Raw genomic sequence first — 20,133 nt, forward strand, 5'->3', positions numbered from 1 at the left:
ACTATACCACTATATATGAGTTCCTAAATCTCAGTAGAGGCCTTTGCTACTGCCGGATGCACCCTCCTCGCTACCCTCCTTTTTAACGATGTCGGCGATGCGCACGAGATCACCCTCAGCAATACCATCGGGCGGATTTTCAATGATGCGATCATCGGCGGCAAGACCCGAGCTTAATTCGATGACCTTGCCCAGATCGCGCATGATCGTGACCGTCTTCAGTATAACCTTGCTGCCAGGCCCAACCGTGGCAATGCGGAGACCTGCTTTGTCGAACATCAGTGCACTCGCCGGCACGCTCAGCACGACAATATTGCGAGGCAGATCGAAACTTACGTTGGCGAATGCACCGGGCATCAGCTCTCCGTCCGCGTTATCGACCAGAATCTGCATCAATGTTGTGCCTGACGCGATATTGACCGCCTGCGCCGACGAGGCAACAGCTGCAGCATAAATCTTGCCCGGGCGCTCCGGCACCGTGATTCTCACCTTGGTCCCCGGCGGGATGCTGGGTACGTAGGTCTGCGGCACGTTGACGTAGGCGCGCAACGTGCTCGTCTTGGATACTTCGAAGAGTTCCTGCCCCACGCCGTCGCCGGCATTGATCAACGCGCCGATGTCAGTTCCCCGCGCGGTGACGAGGCCATCGAACGGTGCAACGATGCGGGTAAAATTTTTCTGCGCTTGCAAACGATCGAGATTCGCCTGTGCAGAGTCTGCCAATGCTTTCTTCGCCATGAAGTCGCCAATCTTCTCATCGGCTGCCTGTTTCGACACATAATTCGAATCCACCAGCAGCTGCCAGCGTTTGGCGGTGACTTCAGCAAGCGAAGCGTTCGCCCGTGTGCTGGCAAGATCGGCCTTCCCCTGCAACAGTTGCTGGTCAAGGTCCGGAGTCTCGATTTCGGCGAGTAATTGACCCGCTTTGACTGGAGCACCAATATCGACTTTCCAGCTTTTCAGATAACCGCTGACACGAGCATATAGCAATGCACGCGAATAGGCTTCCAGTCGGCCGGGTAGCTCAAGAGTTGGGGTATCGCCCTGCTTGCCGGGTTTGAGAATAGTTACGGACGGGATAGCCTGCTCATTGGTCCACTCGCGCATTCGCTCGTGATCAAAGGCTCGCAAAGTAAGACCGGTGATGACGATGATTAAAACGATGACCGCGGCAACAATACCTACGAGGCGCAGTTTGCGCAGCGCCACATCAGGAGCTGAAGTGTCAGGCGGCATGGATTTCTCCGGCAACGGAATCCGGGGCTGGCTTTTTGCCGGGCCTGCCGTGCACGATACTGAAAACAATCGGGACAAATATCAGTGTTGTGACTGTTGCGAAGACCAGGCCGCCGATGACCGCGCGGCCGAGCGGTGCGTTCTGCTCGCCGCCTTCACCGAGGCCCAGCGCCATCGGCACCATGCCGATGATCATCGCCAGAGCTGTCATCAAAACCGGCCGCGAACGCACGAATCCGGCATCGAGTGCGGCGGCGGTCGCGTCGCCGATCGCATCAAGACGTTCGCGCGCAAAGCTGATCATAAGTACGCTATTCGCGGTTGCGACCCCCATGCACATGATAGCGCCGGTTAGTGCCGGCACCGAGATTGGTGTGTGTGTCACGAACAACATCCAGACGATGCCGGCAAGCGCCGCCGGTAATGCGGTAATGATGACGAACGGGTCGGTCCAGGATTGAAAGTTTACGACAATCAATAGGTAGATAAGCACAATTGCGCCAAGTAGTCCGAACAACAAGCCCGAAAATGCGCTCTCCATCGTGCGTACCTGGCCGAGCAATGAGACAGTCGATCCTTTTGGCACTTTACTCGCGGTATCGGTGAGAATGCGGCGCAGGTCGACGGCTACTGCTCCGAGATCACGCTCTTGCGTGGTTGCATGGATTTGCACCATTGGCAGGAGGTCGTACTGGCTGACCAACGCATTGCTGCTGGTACGCGTGAAGTCGGCGAGAGCGCCGAGCACCTGAGAGTTGCCATCGCTGCCGCCGACCGGCAAATTGGCAAGCGCGGCAAGTGTATCCAGGCGGTATTGCGGTGTCTGTATTACGATTGGATATTGCACGCCATTCCGCGGATTCAACCAGAAGGTTGGAGCTACCTGGCTGCTGCCAGCAAGGTTGGCAACCAGGCTGGTGGTAATGTCGCGCATGGTAATACCGACCTGTTGCGCGCGCGTACGGTCGACGTCAATATCAAAGACCGGTCTCCTTCGCGACTGCTGGATACGCACGTCGGCGATGCCGGTGATCGCGCGTATTTGCGGCAGCAGCGAGTTGGCATAATCAAAGCTCGCATCCAGATCGTTGCCGCGGATCTGCAGCTCGATTGGCGCTGGCGAACCGAAATTCAGGATTTGGCTGACGATATCGGCTGGCGGGAACGAAAATGTGACCCCGGGAAACTGGCGCGGGAGCTCTTCACGCAACCTGCGCACATAGCCGCCAGTGGGCTGGTGGCCTTGCTTCAGCGCGACCTGAATGTCGCCATCCTGCGTACCCATAACTCCCGTGTTGTTGTAGCTCAGGTTGATGCTGCTGGGCGGTAGACCTATATTGTCGACTATTACTTCAATTTCATGCGGTGGAATGATTTTGCGAATTGCTTTCTGGATTTCGGCGAACTGATTCGCTGTTTCTTCCACCCGTGTACCGACCTGAGTACGTGCGTGCATCAGGATCTGGCCGCTATCGACCGCTGGGAAGAAATTACGGCCGAGAAATGGTAACAATAAAAATGAGGCGAGCACGAATGCGAGAAAGCAAATGACGAATATGCGGCGGTGCGCCATTGCGAGGGTCAGGTATTCACGGTAGCGAGTACGGCCGTGCTCGAAACTTGCTTCGAAGCGACGTTGAAAAAGCACCAGCGAATTGCGCGGCGACTGTTCCTGCTCGTCGTGATGCGCGTGCGGATGGAGCAGATATTTCGCCATGGTCGGCACCAGAGTACGCGAAAGGAGGAAAGACCATGCTATCGATAACATCACTGCCACTGCCATGGGTACAAAAAGGAAGCGCGCAACACCTTCCAGAAAGAACATGGGTATGAAAACGACGCAAATGCATAGCAACGAGACGAACGCCGGAGTTGCGATCTGCGTGGCGCCGTCCATGATGGCGGTCTCAACATCCTTCCCCTCTTCTAAATGCAGGTTGATGCTCTCTATGGTCACCGTAGCGTCATCGACAAGGATGCCAACGGCTAGCGCAAGCCCCCCAAGAGTCATGATATTGAGGGTTTCGCCAAGTGCCGCCAGGCAGATGATCGCACCGAGGATAGACAGCGGGATCGACACCGCGACAATTACGGTAGAGCGCCAGCTGCCAAGAAATAACAATATCATGATACTTGTCAGCACCGCGGCAATAGCGCCTTCCAATGCGACACCCTTGATTGCTGCACGCACGAACAAGGCCTGGTCGTTGATGGGTACAACCTGGAGATTGTCCGGTAACGCTGGTTTGATCTGGGCCAGTTTCGACCGGATACCAGCGACGATGGCGAGCGTTGAAGTCACGCCATTCTTCAGTACCGTCATCACCACGGAGCGTGTACCGTCAACATGTACAATGTTGGTCTGCGGCGCATTACCATCGCGTATCTGTGCTACATCCCGGATATATATCGTTGAGCCACTAACCACCTTGATCGGCAGGTCACCGAGGTCTTGGATTACGGACGCGGCACTGTTCAACTGCAGCGTGTATTCAAATGCGTCTATCTTCTGCGTGCCAATCGGCGTGATCAGGTTCTGTGCGGCAAGTGCATTGCCGACATCCTGCGCAGTTAATCCGCGCGCCCGCAGTGCTGCCGGATCGAGGTCGATCTGTATCTGGCGCGTCTTGCCGCCATACGGAAAAGGAATCGCTGCACCCGCCACGGTAATCAACTGCGTACGGACCGAGTTGAGCGCGAGATCAGCCAGGGTTTGCTCGGACATGCCCTTGCCGGAAAGTGCGAGCTGAAGAATCGGCACCGTCGACGCGTTGTAGTTGAGAATCAGCGGAGGCGTCGTACCCAGCGGCATTTGCCTTACAACGGTCTGCGAAATTGCCGTGACTTGCGCGTTTGCAACCGCTATGTCAACGCCCGGCTGAAAAAAAACCTTGATGATTCCGGAGCCCGCGTACGAATTCGCTTCGATGTGCTCGATGTCGTTGACGGTCGTTGTCAACGAGCGCTGGAACAGGGTTGTAATTCGTCCCGCCATTTCATCCGGCGGCAGCCCGGTATATTGCCAGACAACCGCAATCACCGGAATGCGAATATCCGGGAAGATATCGGTGGGCGTGCGAAGCGCTGCAAGCGGACCGATGATGAGGAGCAGAAGTGCTAATACAACAAATGTATACGGTCGCCGCAGGGCAACGCGAACGATCTCAATCATAAGAAATAGTGAGAAAATTAGTGCGTTGCGTTAAAAATGTGTCATCAGGCCTCCCAGAGTAATGGATGTCATCGCCTGAATCCATACCTTGTCGAGATCCAGGTTTCCAAGAACTGTAACTAGTGGAATATTCAGACGTCTGACAAGACCTGACTCGATTTGTCGAGATTGGGATATCCACCGGGCAGTGGCTGCCAATCGGTATAGTCCGGGGTTGCCTGCCACACGGCGCCCCAGAGGAGCCATTTTCCTCCTGCGAGAAGAAAAGGCGTCCTCAGTGGAGTACTGGGCGTGATAATAATAGTCTTTCTACCTAATGAACATAGGCTTTTTCGGGATGGGCTGAAACGGATTCTTGGCGAAACAACCGGTATCGTCGTCGTTGGCGGAGGCGACAGACGGGCTTGATGCCTTAAAAAAAATGCGCCATGGCGGATGGGACGGGGCATTACTGGATATCAGCATGCCGGCATGAATGGTCTGGAAGTACTAAAAACAAATAATGAACGATGATGCGAAGCATCAAATACTGATGTTAAGCACGTATCATGAGGATGAATACGCCATCAGGACAATACGTGCAGGTGCATCCGCCTACCTCACCAAGAACAGTCCCATCGATCTGCTGTTATCCGCAATCCGGCCAATATTAGGTGCTTGTGGGCGCGCCCATATGGCCGGCTTCATAATCATGCAAGCGCGACACTATGAGCATGCGGTAAGGATTCAGGAATACATTGTTTTTGCATGATATCGACTGGCAGGAGATGCAGTTTGCCATGCCGGACCCCGCGTGTAGCGATAATATGATTGGCAAATTTTTTCACATTCTTGATAGTCCCGCTCAGGACGGCCACTTCCAGGCAGTTATCATGATCCATATGTACATGCATAGTAGATAGTGTTAAATCATGATGGTCGTGTTGCACCGCGGTAAGCGAGCTGGCCAGCTCACTTTCGTGATGACTGTATATATAACTGAGTGTGGCAATACAGTGACCTTCCACATGTTCCTCCGAGTGGACGGTGTCGAGCAAATCTCGTATCAGGTCACGGACGGCTTCCGAGCGATTGAAATAGCCGCGATTATGCATAACAACATCGAACTGCTCGGCAAGCTGATCATTAAGCGATATAGTTAGACGTTCCATATTTACTTTCTCCCAGATTATTTGTTCCTGCAATAATTTCTTTTATTTATGGGGATTCATTTCGTCATTAATGTGACAACACTGCAGGTAAATAAAAATACCACACACAGCCGAGATGTCTGTAAGGATGAGCTGGAACATGTTGTAAGATAAATGAGCCCCTTGTCAGGGATTCCCTACACCAGTACCATTGGATTAGCCGGCGATGTCCACAGTCTTATTATGGGAATTACCCGTTGACAATCGAAAGCTTGTGCACAGACATGACGATTGACTCTCATGAACGCTACCGGACAGTAGGCCGGCTTATGGGATAATCGATCCTGTTAACACCTCAGGGCATGTCAACAGCTGACATCGTCCTCATGAGCTTGTTTCCGTTTATGTGAAGTATCCTTTTACCAGGCATAACAAAAACTTGTTGAGCCGCGGCACTTGACGCACAAGGCTTGATTGCCTGCTGGTAAGGCGTCGGATAGTCAACCGCCCCATAACAACGTACATTCTATATGGCGCTTGGAGCAACCATTTTTAAAGCCGATCTGCAAATCGCGGATCTGGACCGCAATTATTATCGGGATCATGCGCTCACTCTCGCCCGCCATCCATCGGAAACCGATGAACGCATGATGGTGCGATTACTGGCCTTCGCGCTCCACGCCCATGAAGCATTATCGTTTGGCAACGGACTGAGTACCCATGATGAACCCGATCTCTGGCAAAAAGATTTAACGGGCGCTATCGAGTTCTGGATAGATGTAGGTCTCCCGGATGAAAAACTGATCCGCAAAGCCTGCGGCCGCGCCGGCCGGGTCTTCGTTTACACTTATGGCGGGCGTGTCGCCGATATGTGGTGGAGTCAATGCCGCGGCAAACTCGAACAGATCAAGAACCTGACGGTGACCAATCTGCCTTTGGAAGCCAGTCGCGCCATTGCAAAACGGGCACAACGCAGCATGTGCTTGAACTGTACTATTCAGGATGAGCAAATTTGGCTTGCCGATGGGACTGAGTCAGTACTGATTGAACTGGTAACACTAAAGAGCCCGCTACCGGCCTGAAATGGACTACCCTTAGTCATCCGTGCGTCTTTCCGCCACATCCGGGCAATTTTGCGCCCTTCACCCTTAGGTCTCGCACCACGCTCACAGCACCGGCCCAAAGCGGCCCACTCTCATGGGAACCGCGGAGCGATTATTCCCATGTAATAAACTCATTCATTCTTTAGATTTTCCAGGGCCTTCTATAAACAAAGCCCTTAATCCGGGGAAACGTTGTGGCTCCTCCTGAACCGGTCTTGGCGCCAGTCTCTCAAGTTCAGCTTCCAGTTCAACAATACGCCGCTCCAGCGCTATTTTGTCTTGTTCCAGGCGCGAAACCTGACTCCGAAGCCGCGAACGCGTCCACCGGCTTTTTATCATACTCGGCGAGGACAACAACCCGGCAATAAGTACCCCCAGGCCCATTGCAAGCAGCAGCACCAGAGCCAGGGAGCCCTCAAAACTCCACAAGGCAACGGATACCGTTACCGGCACGTTGTTCTGTAAAGAGAACCCCACAACGCCTATGGCGAGGACGATACCCACTATTAGAAGCAGATGCATGGTTTTATTCCGCTATTTGATTGGCATCACTGGACGGGCTTCAGCTATCCCGGCTTTCCTGGTGAAAAGAATATAGGGCAGATTGTCCATGAAGCAAGAATAGCAAGAATACGATGACTCTTCCATGCTGGCAATCAGTCGGCAGGCTTGAAGATCGAAGCCAAAAAACGGCTGGGAGGAGGACAGGACTTGAGGCGGAGGAGAAAATACGATGAATTGGGTCGTTCGGATGCAACTGGGAAAATTCGATTTAAACCGGCAATGAAATGCTTTGGAAACCACTGGATACCGGCTTCCGCTGATAGGACATCTGTACCGTTGTACCGTTTTTACCCTGTGAAAATCGGTGTATTTTACTTCTTGTTACCGCTTCACGGTTTTCCTTCTTCAACCTGGCTCGCTTGCGAAGTATTTTTTTTATCTTCCAGCAGGTGGAAAAAGATTTCATCCTTCCTGATCATGCCCAGTTCGCTGCGGGCACGCTCTTCAATGGCATCGGAACCTTGCTTGAGATCGCGCACTTCCGCGTCCAGGGTGGTATTCCGGATTTGCAGCTTCTGGTTGATTTCATGTTGTGCCAACACTTGCTGATCGAATTCCCATACTTTCAACCAGCTCCCCTTGCCCAGCCATAGCGGATACTGCAGCAGGGCAATCAGAGCAATGAGTATAAGACTCAGCATTACTTTCACTTGAATATCCCGCAGATCACCATTTACGTGGGCAATCCCTGCCTGGCTGCCCCGCTTTCATTGAGGGCTCGCCCTACTTGCTTGCATACACGCCACTTTCAAACGCCCCCCCTTCTTCTTTAAGGAATTGGCGCAGAGCTTATGAAGTGATGGGAGTACCCTTATCGCAACTGGTAATAGGCACCCCGTCCAGGGTAGCTTGCTGCGTCTCCCAGATCTTCCTCGATGCGCAGCAACTGGTTGTATTTGGCCAGGCGATCAGAGCGGGACAACGAACCGGTCTTGATTTGCAGTGCGTTGGTGGCGACGGCAATATCAGCGATGGTGGTATCTTCGGTTTCGCCGGAACGGTGCGAAATCACCGAGGTATAACCCGCGCGCTTGGCGGTCTCTATGGCGGCAAAAGTTTCGGTAAGCGTGCCGATCTGGTTGACTTTGATAAGGATGGAATTTGCTATGCCTTGCGCGATGCCTTCTTTGAGGATACCGCTATTGGTCACGAAAATGTCGTCACCGACCAGTTGCACCGATTTTCCAAGCCGGCTGGTGAGCAGTTTCCAGCCATCCCAGTCATGCTCGCTCATGCCGTCCTCGATGCTGATGATCGGATACTTGTCGACCCAGGTGGCGAGATAATCGACAAATTGTCCGGAACTCAGGCTCAATCCGTCCGATGTCAAATGGTATTTCCCGTCACGGAAGAACTCCGAGCTGGCGCAATCCAGCCCGATGGCGACATCCGGGCCAGGCAAATAACCCGCCTTCTCGATGGCCTCCACGATCAACTGCAATGCTGCCTCGTTATTAGCCAGGCTTGGAGCGAATCCGCCTTCGTCGCCCACTGCCGTGTTAATCCCCCTGCCGTCCAGCAACCCCTTCAACGTATGAAATATTTCGGCGCCGCAACGCAGCGCTTCGCGAAAACTTTGCGCCCCCAGCGGAATAATCACAAACTCCTGCATATCGAGCCTGTTATTGGCGTGAGCACCGCCATTGATGATATTCATCATGGGTACGGGCATGGACATCGACCCGGCACCCCCCAGATAGCGATATAAAGGCAAACCCGATTCCTCCGCTGCCGCTTTCGCCACCGCCAGCGAAACCGCAAGAACCGCGTTGGCACCGAGTCTTGATTTATTGCTGCTGCCATCGAGATCAATCAGCGTCCGGTCGATAAAAGTCTGCTCCATGGCATCCAACCCCATGATAGCTTCGGCAATCTCGGTATTGACGTTTTCCACGGCTTTCAATACGCCTTTGCCAAAATAGCGCTGCGCATCCCCGTCGCGCAATTCAACCGCTTCCCTAGTACCAACAGACGCGCCGGAAGGCACGGCCGCCCGCCCCAGTACGCCGGATTCGAGCAATACATCCGCCTCAACAGTGGGGTTGCCGCGTGAATCAAGAATTTCGCGCGCGATGACATCTACAATTGCACTCATACTATTTTTCCCTGGGTCATTTATCTAAATTTTATTAAGTTTTCCGTAGGATGGGTGGAGCGAAGCACAACCCATCATTCAGCCTGTTTCACCCCTCACCGCCGTCGCTTACCTTACCTCTCCAGCTCAAACCTTGAGGGCAAACTGGTTTCAACGGAATAAAACATACAAGGTGGCCAATCGGTAGGGGAGCGCGGGGTTTGATGGGTTACGGCCATGTTTACCCATCCTGCGTGGGCACCAAACCGGGAGTGGCTCATAAACAATATATAAATTTTATTAAGAAACTATTTAGCGCTTAAAAGCGCTTAAGCGATGTTCTTCAATTTACCGGAAGCTATCGCCTCGGATGTAACACGCTTCTCAGCAAAATCAATGGCTGCTTTGATAAATGCCGTGAACAATGGATGGCCCGATTTGGGCGCGGAGGTAAATTCAGGATGGAACTGACAGGCGACGAACCAGGGATGCTCGGTTTGCGGCAACTCGACCATCTCGCATAAGGCTTCTCCCGCCGACACACCACTTATGCGCAGCCCCGCCTGCTCCAACCGGGGAATGTATTCATTGTTGACTTCATAACGATGGCGATGGCGTTCTACGATTTTATCCGCTCCATAAATTTTCCGTACCAGCGACCCGTCTATCAGCAAGCATTCCTGTCCGCCGAGCCGCATGCTGCCGCCAAGATCCGACTTAGCATCACGAACTTCCAACTGTCCCTCCCGGGTATGCCATTCAGTGGTCAGGGCAATGACCGGATAGCAAGTATCCGGATTAAATTCGGTACTGTGCGCGCCTTCCATGCCGGCCTTGTCGCGGGCGTATTCGATCACCGCCAGTTGCATGCCCAGGCAGATGCCGAGATAAGGGATACGGTTTTCACGCGCGTAACGGATGGCCATGATCTTGCCCTCCACCCCGCGTTTGCCGAATCCACCGGGAACCAGTATCGCATCCATACCGGCGAGGCAATCAATTCCTCGTTTCTCGATATTCTCGGAATCCGTATAGTGAATATTGATTTTGCTGCGGGTATGAATCCCGGCATGAATCAAAGCTTCCGAGAGGGATTTATACGACTCGGTCAAATCCACATATTTTCCTACCAGCGCGATCTCTATCGTGCGTTCCGGATGTTCCAGCGCATGCACCAGTTTCTTCCAGACACTCAAATCAGCCGCTTTTGCGAGAATACTCAGCTTGTGGCAAACGATTTCATCCAGCATCTGCTCATGCAGCAGCGTGGGAATTTTGTAAATACTGTTCGCATCCACCGCTGAAATCACCGCTTCTTCCCGCACATTGGTGAACAACGCGATTTTCCGGCGCTCATCCGGCGGTAATTCACGGTCGGCACGGCACAGAAGCACATCCGGCTGGATACCGATCTCGCGCAATTCCTTCACCGAATGCTGGGTCGGCTTGGTTTTTAGCTCTCCCGCCGAACTGATGTAGGGCAGCAATGTAAGGTGGATGAAACAGGTATCTTCCCGGGGAAGTTGCACCGCCATCTGCCGGATGGCTTCCAGGAAGGGTAGCGATTCGATATCACCGACCGTGCCGCCGATCTCGACGATGGCCACCTGCGCATCTCCCGCGCCGGCCCTGATATGCAGCTTGATCTCATCCGTGATGTGCGGAATGACCTGCACGGTGCCGCCGAGATAATCGCCGCGCCGCTCTTTCTTGATTACGCTTTCATAAATCTGGCCGGTCGTGAAATTGTTGCGCCGGCTCATCCTGGCGCTGATAAAGCGCTCATAGTGTCCCAGGTCGAGATCGGTTTCCGCTCCATCCTCGGTGACAAATACCTCACCATGCTGAAATGGGCTCATGGTGCCGGGGTCCACGTTGATATAAGGGTCCAGCTTGAGCAGAGTAACCTTGATGCCCCGGGTTTCGAGGATAGCGGCAAGAGAGGCGCCCGCGATACCTTTCCCGAGAGAAGACACTACGCCACCGGTTACAAATACATACTTTGTCATGGCTGCTAATGATACCCGAAAAGGCCTGCCCGAACAAATCAACCGGAATAGTAAAGCGGGTTTCTCACTCACGAAAAAATCGTCCGACGACGCCTGTTCGTTACTTAAACCTATCCTTTATACCCGTCATTTATTACAGAAAGTACATTGGCGAGTGAAAGGTTTGCCGGCTGTTTTGGGTAAAAATGATAGTGAGGGAATGATGGGATAGCAGGATTTTGTTCATCGCTATCGTTTTTCCGGCTGGACGCCGAGATCACCGCGACAAAACCCGTGCGCTCAAACAGAGGGGATGATGCGGAAACATTTGGCTATATAGACAATATTGCCAAGACCCGTGCTAGTCGGCCAGGTAGGCAGGATGAGTGGAGATAGCGTAACCCATCAATATCCTGGATTACATGTGCTTTAGGGCCTGTTAACACTTATTTTGCACCCGCGACGGCGACGGATTTCATCCAGCACGAGGCATGAGCCGCGCGGCGGAGCAGGCCTCCGTAAGCGGCGAGTAACGAAGGGCTGGATGAAATCCGTCCAGTCCCTTCGGGTTGCTACACAAAAAACGCGGGTGCGAAATAAGTGTTAACAGGCCCTAATTATGGTGAAATTCTTTGGCTCGCGATCACCCTTATAGATTGGGCGCTCTGTTCATGTCTCAAGCCTCTCAAGATTTCGGATTTCGCGGCAGCCATAGCGATCAGGCCTTAATATCGACTTCGGTTCTGGCGCTCACCAGATCGAACAATTCCAGCAAATCCTGGTTGCGCATGCGGATGCAGCCGATGGAGCCGGGCTTGCCCATTTCCACGCTATCCGGGCTGCCATGGATATAGATATAACGGCGCATGGTATCCACTGGCCCCAGGCGGTTGAAACCCGGCTCACAGCCGGAAAGCCACAGAATGCGCGTTAAAATCCAGTCACGGCCCGGAAAGCTGGCGCCCAGTTCCGGCGTGTAAATTTCACCCGTGGGCCGGCGCCTGACGAACACGGTATTGACCGGCTGACCCGCGCCGATCTTAGCGCGAACGATGTGTTTTCCCAAGGGCGTGCAGAAGCTGCCGTTTACCTGTCCTACACCATTTTTTGCTGAGGAAATACGGTAGTGCCGGACAATATTCTCGTTATCGTCATATAGATACAGTTCCTGAGAGGGAATATTGATGATGATTCTCATCAGCGCCCTGTATCGCCGCCATTTGCCGCTACCTTGCGCCGTTCCGCGAAAAACTGTTTCAATCTGTCGCCCCCCTCTTCCGCCAGCACATTGCCGGTCACCTGCATATGATGATTAAGCCGACTCTCCGCCGGTAAATCGATGACGCTCCCGCATGCACCCGTTTTCGGGTCCGCCGCACCATAGACCAACCGCGCGATGCGCGCATGAAAAATCGCTCCCACGCACATGACGCAGGGTTCCAGCGTCACGTAAAGCGTGCAATCCGCTAATCGGTAATTACCCAGATACTGGGCCGCATCGCGCATCGCCATCACCTCCGCATGGGCGGTCGGATCGGCTGTTGTAATGGGACGATTGTAACCACGCCCAATAATTGTCCCATTCTTCACCACCACGGCGCCCACTGGCACCTCGCCCGCGTCTTGCGCCTGTTTCGCAAGTTCGAGGGCCGAACGCATGAAGTCAATATCCGATGGTTGGCATTGGTTCATGTATCGATCACGATGAAATACTCATTATTGGGGTTTGTACCCGTAGCAGGTGTGTAGGTCCAGCGCGATTTTATTACGTGCTTTGCTACTTATAACAATGTAGCCTAAAAATAATAATGGAGGTTATATCATTTAGGAGCCGGAATCTTAAATGGAGTAACGACGGTACATGCGATATCCGCACTACGCGAAGGCAACCGGAGAAAAATGACCATGACAACCCGTTATGCGGTTGACGCCCGCAGCGCTTGGCCCAAGCTGCCCCTGCTGGAGGATTGGCAGGACACCTGCACCACCTTCCACATGTGGACATAAGTCATCGGTAAAATCTGGTTAGCGCTTTCGCCAGACATCAACCACTGCTGGGGGTCAACGTTCTATGTCACCACGCGCGGCCTTACCACCTCGCCCATCCCCTACGGGACGCTTACGTTTGCGATCGACTTCGATTTTATCGCCCACGTGCTGCGGATCACTACCTCATCAGGCGCCGATCAGGCATTTGCTCTCGAGCCTATGTCGGTCGCCAGTTTCTACCGCAAGACGATGCAGACACTCAGCGAACTGGGGATCGAAGTCAAGATCCTCGCCCGGCCGGTTGAGGTCGAAGTGGCAATCCCATTTGAGCAGGATGATCAGCATGCAAGCTACGATGGAGATACCGTTGCTCGCTTCTGGCATGTGCTCGTGCATGCCGATTGTATCTTTAAGGATTTCCGCGCCCGCTTCATCGGCAAGGTGAGCCCGGTGCAATTCTTCTGGGGAGGAATTGATCTGGCTGTCACCCGGTTTTCCGGGCGAACCGCGCCGAAGCATCCCGGGGGCGCGCCCAACGTCGCTATCCGGGTAACGCAAGATGCGTATTCGCATGAAGTGTCGAGCGCGGGATTTTGGCCCGGGATGGGTTTAGGCGAGGCTGCTTTCTACGCTTATGCTTATCCCTTTCCCGCCGGTTTCGATAAATATCCCGTTCAACCAGCGGCGGCCTATTTCCATGACCAGCTCCGTTTTTTTATTCTTCCGTACGAAGCTGTACGAACAGCTGAAAATCCAGCGCAAACGCTCCTCCTGTTTCTCCAGACTACTTACGACGCTGCCGCTACGCTGGCGAATTGGGATCGTCCCGCGCTGGAACGAAAAATTACCCAAACATAACAAGGGACGATCCATAGGGACGATCTCTCCCTGGATAAAATCAGCGGCGCGCGAGGCAATGCAAGCAAAACGCATAAAATGCAGATCGCTAATAAGTACAACGGCATTGTGCCGCATGCGAATTCTTGCAAACGTTTCATGCCTGATTGTTGTCGCGCCTGGCATCCGGGTGCACATACCTCTTAACTGTCAAATCTGTCCAACCAATCTGCTGTAGCGGCAAGGTAGTGCTAAATCTGGACGGGTCAAACGCTTTGCCGTCGATCTCCTTTAATTCCGGCAACCTGTCAGACTACGCCTCCCTGCCCCCGATACGCTATAATGCCGGTTTTTTTGGCCTCGACAGATACCCATGCTGGAAGGAAACAATCTGGAATGCGTGCGCGGCGACCGCCGATTATTCCGTGACGTCAATTTCTCCCTCGAAGCCGGTGGACTGATGCAGGTTCAGGGGCCCAATGGCAGCGGCAAAACCAGTCTTCTGCGCATGCTGTGCGGGCTGGCGACGCCCGCCCACGGCGAGATCCGCTGGAATGGCGCTGAAATTCGCGCCCTGGGAGATGGTTATTACGCTGCGATGACCTATCTCGGACACTTGGGCGGCGTCAAGGACGATTTGACCGCTATTGAGAATCTGCGCATTTCCAGCGCGCTGGGAGGTGTCGAAATTGATGAGCGCAAAGCCCATGATGCCTTGCAGCACATGGGGTTGGGAGGACGCGAGTTATTGCCGGCCAAGGTATTGTCACAGGGACAGCGGCGCAGGGTAACGCTGGCACGCCTGTTGGTATGCGGAACCGTATTATGGATACTGGATGAGCCACTGACTGCGCTCGACACCGCCGCTGTGAAGCTGATGCAAGGCTTGATGGAACAGCATCTGGAACATGGCGGCATGATCGTGATGACAACCCATCAGGAGATCGAGATAACCGCCGTTGCAACCCAGCGGTTGCAGCTCGCCTGACATGTTTCTTTGGATAATTCAGCGCGACCTTCTGCTCGCGATGCGGCGGCGGTCAGATGTCCTGACGACACTATTTTTTTTCGTCATCGTCGTGAGCCTCTTTCCCCTTGGCGTGGGGCCGGAGATGAACATACTCCGGACCATGGCGCCCGGTGTGGTGTGGGTGGCCGCGCTGCTGGCCTCGATGTTGTCACTGGGGCGAATGTTCGCCAGCGACCATCTGGATGGCACACTGGAACAGATGCTGATCTCGCCTCAGTCACTTTCTCTTCTGGTAATGGGCAAGGCACTGGCTCACTGGCTGGTAACGGGCGTGCCGCTGGTGCTGATGGCGCCCGTGCTGGGCATCCAGTATGACCTGCCGGGAGATGCGCTACTGGTGCTGACTGCCTCGTTGCTGCTGGGAACGCCGGTACTGAGCCTGATTGGTGCTATCGGCGCGGCGCTCACCTTGGGGTTGCGAGGCGGCGGCGTACTGGTTTCGTTGCTGGTATTGCCGCTGTATATTCCGGTATTGATCTTTGGTGCGGGCGCGGTCGAGGCCAGTGCCGCCGGCTTGGGAGCCGGCGCACACATGTCGCTGCTGGGTGCTTTTCTGCTGGCGTCTCTGGTACTGGCGCCATGGACGGCCGCTCTTTCACTACGAATTTCAATGGAGTAAAGGAGCTTCCGAACAAACCATTTACGAGCGGATTGGCAGCAAAATCGGGATAGTCACGAGACGTGCTACAAAGGTCGTGGCCAGGTCGTAGCCAGCCGATGATGTCAGGAGTGCAGCGCGGCGAGCGCCCGTTCCTGCCAGCAGCCCGTGGAGATCCGCAAGAACTTATTCACAGGTTCCTGAAGAAACCAATTCTGAATTCAAGGTTTTTAGTTTAAAATTATGAGTTACACACCTGAAGCGTAAACTTGGGATACGGAATGAGTATTTTTTAACATGGCGATAAACTGGTTCAAATATTCTTCCCCGGCAAGTTTCTATTTTCTTGCCGGTAAAATGATCCCGCTATTTTCCATCGCCGCGATTGTATTGTGTGCGGTGGGACTTTATATCGGCTTCTTTGTAGCCCCCACCGATTTTCAACAGGGTGAGGCCTATCGCATTATTTTCATCCACGTTCCCGCCGCCTGGATGTCCATGTTCCTTTACGTGATCATGGCGATGTGGGCCGGCATCGGCCTTGCCTTCAATACGCGGCTTTCTTCGATGATCGCCACAGCCATTGCGCCGACAGGAGCGATGTTCACCTTTCTGGCCTTATGGACCGGTGCCCTGTGGGGCAAACCCATGTGGGGAACATGGTGGGTATGGGATGCGCGGCTCACATCCGAACTGATCCTGTTATTTCTTTACATCGGCTTCATGTCACTGCAAGCGGCAATCGACGACCCCCGCCGTGCCGACAAAGCGGGGGCCATGATTGCTCTGGTGGGCGTGGTTAACATACCCATCATCTATTTTTCTGTGAAATGGTGGAATACCCTGCATCAGGGAGCCTCCGTCAGTATTACCCAATCTCCCAAAATGGCCACGACCATGCTCACCGGCATGCTGATCATGTCGCTCGCGTGCTGGATGTATGCAATCGCGGTCGTTCTGATACGCACGCGGGCCGTCATTCTGGAGCGCGAACGTCACACGGCGTGGGTAGGTGAATTACAAGGAGCGGCGCGGTGATCTGGGCCAGTATGTCGGATTTTCTGGATATGGGCGGATATGGATTTTACGTGTGGGGATCCTATCTGGTGGCGCTTGTTTGCATAGCCGGGGAAATTATTCTTGTTTTTAACCGCAAGCGAACTTTGCTCCGGCATCTCAGTCTGATTCATCAGTCAACTAAACAAGAGAAGAGAAATGAAACCGCGTCATAAAAAACTGGCAATAATCGCGTCCGGCGTGACTGCGCTGGGTGTTGCTTCCATATTGGTGTTGAATGCGTTTCAGAGTAATCTGGTGTTTTTCTTCAGCCCCACCCAGGTGGCGGCCAATGAAGCCCCTCTGGGCAAAAGCTTTCGCATCGGCGGCCTGGTGGAAGAAGGCAGCGTCAAGCGTCAGCCCGATGGCGTAACGGTAAACTTCGTCGTGACCGACACCGCAAAAGTGATCCCCGTTGTTTATACAGGGATTCTTCCCGATCTGTTCAAGGAAGGCAAAGGCGTGGTGGCTCAAGGTAAGCTGGCTGAAAACGGTGTTTTCCGCGCGGACGAAGTACTAGCCAAACACGATGAAAACTACATGCCGCCGGAAGCGGCAAGCGCCTTGGAACAAGCTGACAAGGCACGGAAAACAGTATTGGTGCAATGACCGCCGGCTCGCGAGGCGAGAAAATTTTTTCCTGATTCAAACAGGCCTGACCATGGCTTATAACTTATAACCCATCACTCACATCCTCTACACCATGATCCCAGAACTCGGTAATTTCGCTCTGATACTCGCATTGCTGCTAGCGCTCATACAAGGTACTTTGCCCATTATTGGCGCGGCCCGTGGCATTCCTTCCTGGATTGCGCTGGCCCGGCCTGTGGTCCAGGGGCAGTTTGTATTTATCGCCATTGCATTCTTTTGCCTGGCCTACTCGTTCGTCAATAACGATTTCTCGGTGATGAATGTGGCTCAGAATTCCAACTCCAAATTGCCGCTGGAGTATCGTTTCGCGGCGACCTGGGGTTCGCACGAGGGTTCGCTGCTGCTGTGGGTTTTCATGCTGGCAGCCTGGTCGATTGCCGTCAGTGTATTCAGCCGCCGCCTGCCGGACGAAATGGTGGCGCGAGTGTTGGGTGTAATGGGGCTGGTGAGTGTGGGTTTTCTGCTGTTCATGCTGTTTACCTCCAACCCTTTCGACCGCCTGTTGCCCGGCGCACCGGAGGGAAGCGATCTTAACCCCCTGCTGCAAGACCCTGGCATGGTGTTTCATCCGCCCATGCTCTATATGGGTTATGTAGGATTTTCCGTCGCATTTGCTTTCGCCATCTCCGCGTTGCTCAGCGGACAGATGGACGCAACCTGGGCACGCTGGTCGCGCCCGTGGACTACCGTCGCATGGCTATTCCTCACCATCGGCATCATGCTGGGTAGCTGGTGGGCCTATTATGAGCTCGGCTGGGGCGGCTGGTGGTTCTGGGACCCGGTGGAAAACGCATCCTTCATGCCATGGCTGGTGGGAACCGCGCTGGTTCACTCACTGGCGGTCACTGAAAAACGCGGCAGCTTCAAGAGCTGGACCGTGTTGCTGGCAATATGCGCGTTTTCCCTGAGTCTGCTGGGTACATTTCTGGTTCGCTCGGGCGTGTTGACATCCGTTCACGCCTTTGCCACCGATCCCAAGCGCGGTATATTCATCCTGGCGTTCCTGGTTGTCGTCATCGGGGCCTCGTTGCTGTTATTTGCATGGCGGGCACCCAAGATTGGTTTGGGCGGAAAATTTGAACTGCTATCGAGAGAATCGTTGCTGCTTGGCAATAATCTGTTGATGATGGTGGCGGCGGGCAGTATTCTTCTGGGCACGCTTTATCCGTTGCTGATGGATGCGCTTGAACTCGGCAAGATATCGGTTGGCCCGCCCTACTTCGAAGCGGTATTCGTGCCACTGATGGCGCCGGCAGTTTTCCTGATAGGAGTGGGTCCGCTTGCGCGCTGGAAACAGGCAAGCCTGCCCGAACTCGCGGTGCGTTTGCGCTGGGCTTTTGCTGTGAGTCTTGTCACCGCGCTCTTAATGCCGTTCGTGATGGGTGAATGGAAGCCATGGGTGAGTTTCGGTTTGCTGCTGGCTTTCTGGGTCATTGCCAGCATCGTGGTGAGCCTGCTTCAGCGCATGCAAAATAGCGGTAAGCAAGGTCTGTTCGCGAAGCTTGCCGCGCAATCCCGCAGTTATTACGGTATGCATTTCGCGCATCTGGGCATAGCGGTATTCATCATCGGCGTAACGATAGTCGGGGGTTATGAGACCGAAAAAGACGTACGTATGGAAATCGGCGATACGGTGGAAGTCGGCGGCTACACGTTCCGTTTCAACGGTTCGAAAAAGGTTCCCGGGCCCAATTACATGTCGGATATGGGTAATATAGATGTGCTGCGTAACGGTGAAAAAGTGCGCACCATGGAGCCGGAAAAACGGGTTTACGCCGCATCGGGAATGGCCATGACGGAAGCCGCGATAGATACGGGTATATTGCGCGATCTCTATGTTGCTTTGGGTGAACCGCTGGAAAACGGAGCATGGGTCGTACGGGTTTACCACAAGCCATTTGTGGACTGGATCTGGTTCGGATGCCTGCTGATGGCCTTCGGGGGCGCGCTGGCTGTGACCGACCGGCGTTATCGCCTGGCGGTACGCAAGCAACGTGAGACCCTTGATGACAAGAAGGTTGCCGGCAGGGAAGTCTCTACCGGCAGGAAGGCACCCGCTGGGCCTCTGATTCCGGGGGCCAGGAAGGCATCGGCTGGGCCCCTGATTCCGGGAGGCAGGAAGGCATGACGCGTTTCCTGCTGCCGCTGGTAGCATTTATCGTACTGGTGGCGTTTCTGCTGGTTGGCCTGAACCTCAATCCGCGTCAGGTGCCTTCGCCATTGATTGGAAAGCCCGCTCCTGAATTCCAGTTGGAGCAATTGCATGAATCGGAAAAGACGCTTACGTCCAAAGATAATCTTGGCAAGGTATGGCTATTGAATGTATGGGCTTCATGGTGCGTTTCGTGCCGCGAGGAACACCCGTTGCTGGTTGAACTGGCCAAATCCGGAATAGTTCCCGTCTATGGCCTTAACTACAAGGACGAGCGCGACCTGGCTTTACAGTGGCTAAGACAATTCGGTGATCCTTATACGGTCAGTATCCGGGACCCGGAAGGCAGGACAGGTATCGACTACGGTGTCTATGGCGTTCCCGAAACTTATGTCATCGACAAGAACGGGGTCATTCGTTACAAACAGATTGGTCCGGTCACGGTGGAAGCGCTGGAAACAAAAATTCTGCCGCTGGTGAGGGAACTGCAAGGATGAGTCTGGCATTTTTATCCGACCCATCGGGTTTGGACGGCCGCCCTGCGCGCACCGGT

Annotated in this window: 18 protein-coding genes; 9 read left to right on the forward strand and 9 right to left on the reverse strand. The window is 53.9% G+C overall.

The genetic code is table 11. The features are described 5' to 3' along the window. Nucleotides 1-30 precede the first annotated feature (30 nt). From BLR00_RS12295 to nikR, 3 genes are all read right to left on the reverse strand, one after another. Nucleotides 31-1,236, reverse strand: a complete 1,206-nt coding sequence (locus BLR00_RS12295; protein ID WP_074633047.1) for an efflux RND transporter periplasmic adaptor subunit — start codon at nt 1,234-1,236, stop codon at nt 31-33. Beyond that, entirely contained in the window at nt 1,226-4,408 is a 3,183-nt protein-coding gene (locus tag BLR00_RS12300; protein WP_074633049.1) for an efflux RND transporter permease subunit, read from the reverse strand. Before BLR00_RS12300 ends, BLR00_RS12295 begins: the two co-directional genes overlap by 11 nt. Nucleotides 4,409-5,097: 689 nt before the next feature. Then, a complete protein-coding gene (gene nikR, locus BLR00_RS12305) occupies nt 5,098-5,559 on the reverse strand; it encodes a nickel-responsive transcriptional regulator NikR (RefSeq protein ID WP_074633052.1) in 462 nt (153 codons plus the stop codon). 509 nt (nt 5,560-6,068) lie between these two features. Here nikR and BLR00_RS12310 point away from each other — a divergent pair. Then, nucleotides 6,069-6,620 carry a YaeQ family protein gene (locus BLR00_RS12310; protein ID WP_074633054.1) on the forward strand — a complete coding sequence of 184 codons (552 nt, stop codon included), beginning with the start codon at nt 6,069-6,071 and terminating at the stop codon, nt 6,618-6,620. Between the two features lie 156 nt (nt 6,621-6,776). Here BLR00_RS12310 and BLR00_RS12315 read toward each other — a convergent pair whose 3' ends face one another. The 6 genes from BLR00_RS12315 to tadA form a co-directional block, all read right to left on the reverse strand. Further along, a complete protein-coding gene (locus BLR00_RS12315; RefSeq protein ID WP_074633057.1) occupies nt 6,777-7,163 on the reverse strand; it encodes a LapA family protein in 387 nt (128 codons plus the stop codon). A 371-nt stretch (nt 7,164-7,534) separates the two neighbouring features. Next, nucleotides 7,535-7,846 carry a cell division protein FtsB gene (ftsB, locus tag BLR00_RS12320; RefSeq protein ID WP_074633059.1) on the reverse strand — a complete coding sequence of 104 codons (312 nt, stop codon included), beginning with the start codon at nt 7,844-7,846 and terminating at the stop codon, nt 7,535-7,537. A gap of 170 nt (nt 7,847-8,016) precedes the next feature. Then, nucleotides 8,017-9,300 (reverse strand): phosphopyruvate hydratase, encoded by a 1,284-nt coding sequence (gene eno / locus BLR00_RS12325; RefSeq protein WP_074633062.1) that lies wholly within the window; start codon nt 9,298-9,300, stop codon nt 8,017-8,019. Between the two features lie 308 nt (nt 9,301-9,608). Further along, on the reverse strand, nt 9,609-11,288 hold the full coding sequence (locus BLR00_RS12330) for a CTP synthase (protein WP_074633065.1): 1,680 nt from the start codon (nt 11,286-11,288) through the stop codon (nt 9,609-9,611). Nucleotides 11,289-11,985: 697 nt separating this feature from the next. Then, the gene (locus BLR00_RS12335) at nt 11,986-12,465 is read right to left on the reverse strand and encodes a L,D-transpeptidase (RefSeq protein WP_074633068.1); all 480 of its coding nucleotides are present in this window, start codon (nt 12,463-12,465) and stop codon (nt 11,986-11,988) included. Beyond that, nucleotides 12,465-12,959, reverse strand: a complete 495-nt coding sequence (tadA, locus tag BLR00_RS12340) for a tRNA adenosine(34) deaminase TadA (RefSeq protein WP_074633070.1) — start codon at nt 12,957-12,959, stop codon at nt 12,465-12,467. The genes BLR00_RS12335 and tadA overlap by 1 nt, the downstream gene beginning before the upstream one ends. 327 nt (nt 12,960-13,286) lie before the next feature. Between tadA and BLR00_RS12345 the strand changes: the two genes are divergently transcribed. The 8 genes from BLR00_RS12345 to BLR00_RS12380 all read left to right on the forward strand — a co-directional run bounded on the left by BLR00_RS12345 (nt 13,287) and on the right by BLR00_RS12380 (nt 20,077). Further along, nucleotides 13,287-14,114, forward strand: a complete 828-nt coding sequence (locus tag BLR00_RS12345) for a DUF5996 family protein (RefSeq protein WP_256324204.1) — start codon at nt 13,287-13,289, stop codon at nt 14,112-14,114. Nucleotides 14,115-14,466: 352 nt separating this feature from the next. After that, nucleotides 14,467-15,081, forward strand: coding sequence for a cytochrome c biogenesis heme-transporting ATPase CcmA (gene ccmA / locus BLR00_RS12350; RefSeq protein ID WP_074633071.1), 615 nt, complete (start codon nt 14,467-14,469; stop codon nt 15,079-15,081). 1 nt (nt 15,082) lies between these two features. Further along, the gene (gene ccmB / locus BLR00_RS12355; protein WP_074633072.1) at nt 15,083-15,742 is read left to right on the forward strand and encodes a heme exporter protein CcmB; all 660 of its coding nucleotides are present in this window, start codon (nt 15,083-15,085) and stop codon (nt 15,740-15,742) included. Between the two features lie 276 nt (nt 15,743-16,018). Then, on the forward strand, nt 16,019-16,759 hold the full coding sequence (gene ccmC / locus BLR00_RS12360; RefSeq protein WP_074633073.1) for a heme ABC transporter permease CcmC: 741 nt from the start codon (nt 16,019-16,021) through the stop codon (nt 16,757-16,759). 29 nt (nt 16,760-16,788) lie between these two features. After that, nucleotides 16,789-16,953, forward strand: coding sequence for a heme exporter protein CcmD (gene ccmD / locus BLR00_RS12365; protein ID WP_254773491.1), 165 nt, complete (start codon nt 16,789-16,791; stop codon nt 16,951-16,953). Continuing rightward, complete coding sequence (gene ccmE, locus BLR00_RS12370; protein WP_074633075.1) at nt 16,937-17,386, forward strand: cytochrome c maturation protein CcmE; 450 nt, start codon at nt 16,937-16,939, stop codon at nt 17,384-17,386. The genes ccmD and ccmE overlap by 17 nt, the downstream gene beginning before the upstream one ends. Nucleotides 17,387-17,480: 94 nt before the next feature. After that, a complete protein-coding gene (locus tag BLR00_RS12375) occupies nt 17,481-19,556 on the forward strand; it encodes a heme lyase CcmF/NrfE family subunit (protein ID WP_074633077.1) in 2,076 nt (691 codons plus the stop codon). Then, nucleotides 19,553-20,077, forward strand: coding sequence for a DsbE family thiol:disulfide interchange protein (locus BLR00_RS12380; RefSeq protein ID WP_074633079.1), 525 nt, complete (start codon nt 19,553-19,555; stop codon nt 20,075-20,077). The genes BLR00_RS12375 and BLR00_RS12380 overlap by 4 nt, the downstream gene beginning before the upstream one ends. The last annotated feature ends 56 nt before the right edge of the window (nt 20,078-20,133 follow it).

The sequence above is a fragment of the Nitrosospira multiformis genome, assembly GCF_900103165.1.
GTDB lineage: Bacteria > Pseudomonadota > Gammaproteobacteria > Burkholderiales > Nitrosomonadaceae > Nitrosospira > Nitrosospira multiformis_D.

What these genes read in the sequence shown, in the direction of transcription:
- ccmD (WP_254773491.1), top strand. Translation starts at nt 16,789, where the DNA reads ATGGGCGGATATGGATTTTACGTGTGGGGATCCTATCTGGTGGCGCTT.
- ftsB (WP_074633059.1), bottom strand. Translation starts at nt 7,846, where the DNA reads ATGCTGAGTCTTATACTCATTGCTCTGATTGCCCTGCTGCAGTATCCG.
- nikR (WP_074633052.1), bottom strand. Translation starts at nt 5,559, where the DNA reads ATGGAACGTCTAACTATATCGCTTAATGATCAGCTTGCCGAGCAGTTC.
- BLR00_RS12300 (WP_074633049.1), bottom strand. Translation starts at nt 4,408, where the DNA reads ATGATTGAGATCGTTCGCGTTGCCCTGCGGCGACCGTATACATTTGTT.
- ccmA (WP_074633071.1), top strand. Translation starts at nt 14,467, where the DNA reads ATGCTGGAAGGAAACAATCTGGAATGCGTGCGCGGCGACCGCCGATTA.
- BLR00_RS12380 (WP_074633079.1), top strand. Translation starts at nt 19,553, where the DNA reads ATGACGCGTTTCCTGCTGCCGCTGGTAGCATTTATCGTACTGGTGGCG.
- ccmB (WP_074633072.1), top strand. Translation starts at nt 15,083, where the DNA reads ATGTTTCTTTGGATAATTCAGCGCGACCTTCTGCTCGCGATGCGGCGG.
- tadA (WP_074633070.1), bottom strand. Translation starts at nt 12,959, where the DNA reads ATGAACCAATGCCAACCATCGGATATTGACTTCATGCGTTCGGCCCTC.
- BLR00_RS12295 (WP_074633047.1), bottom strand. Translation starts at nt 1,236, where the DNA reads ATGCCGCCTGACACTTCAGCTCCTGATGTGGCGCTGCGCAAACTGCGC.
- ccmE (WP_074633075.1), top strand. Translation starts at nt 16,937, where the DNA reads ATGAAACCGCGTCATAAAAAACTGGCAATAATCGCGTCCGGCGTGACT.
- BLR00_RS12310 (WP_074633054.1), top strand. Translation starts at nt 6,069, where the DNA reads ATGGCGCTTGGAGCAACCATTTTTAAAGCCGATCTGCAAATCGCGGAT.
- BLR00_RS12330 (WP_074633065.1), bottom strand. Translation starts at nt 11,288, where the DNA reads ATGACAAAGTATGTATTTGTAACCGGTGGCGTAGTGTCTTCTCTCGGG.
- BLR00_RS12335 (WP_074633068.1), bottom strand. Translation starts at nt 12,465, where the DNA reads ATGAGAATCATCATCAATATTCCCTCTCAGGAACTGTATCTATATGAC.
- BLR00_RS12375 (WP_074633077.1), top strand. Translation starts at nt 17,481, where the DNA reads ATGATCCCAGAACTCGGTAATTTCGCTCTGATACTCGCATTGCTGCTA.
- BLR00_RS12315 (WP_074633057.1), bottom strand. Translation starts at nt 7,163, where the DNA reads ATGCATCTGCTTCTAATAGTGGGTATCGTCCTCGCCATAGGCGTTGTG.
- ccmC (WP_074633073.1), top strand. Translation starts at nt 16,019, where the DNA reads ATGGCGATAAACTGGTTCAAATATTCTTCCCCGGCAAGTTTCTATTTT.
- eno (WP_074633062.1), bottom strand. Translation starts at nt 9,300, where the DNA reads ATGAGTGCAATTGTAGATGTCATCGCGCGCGAAATTCTTGATTCACGC.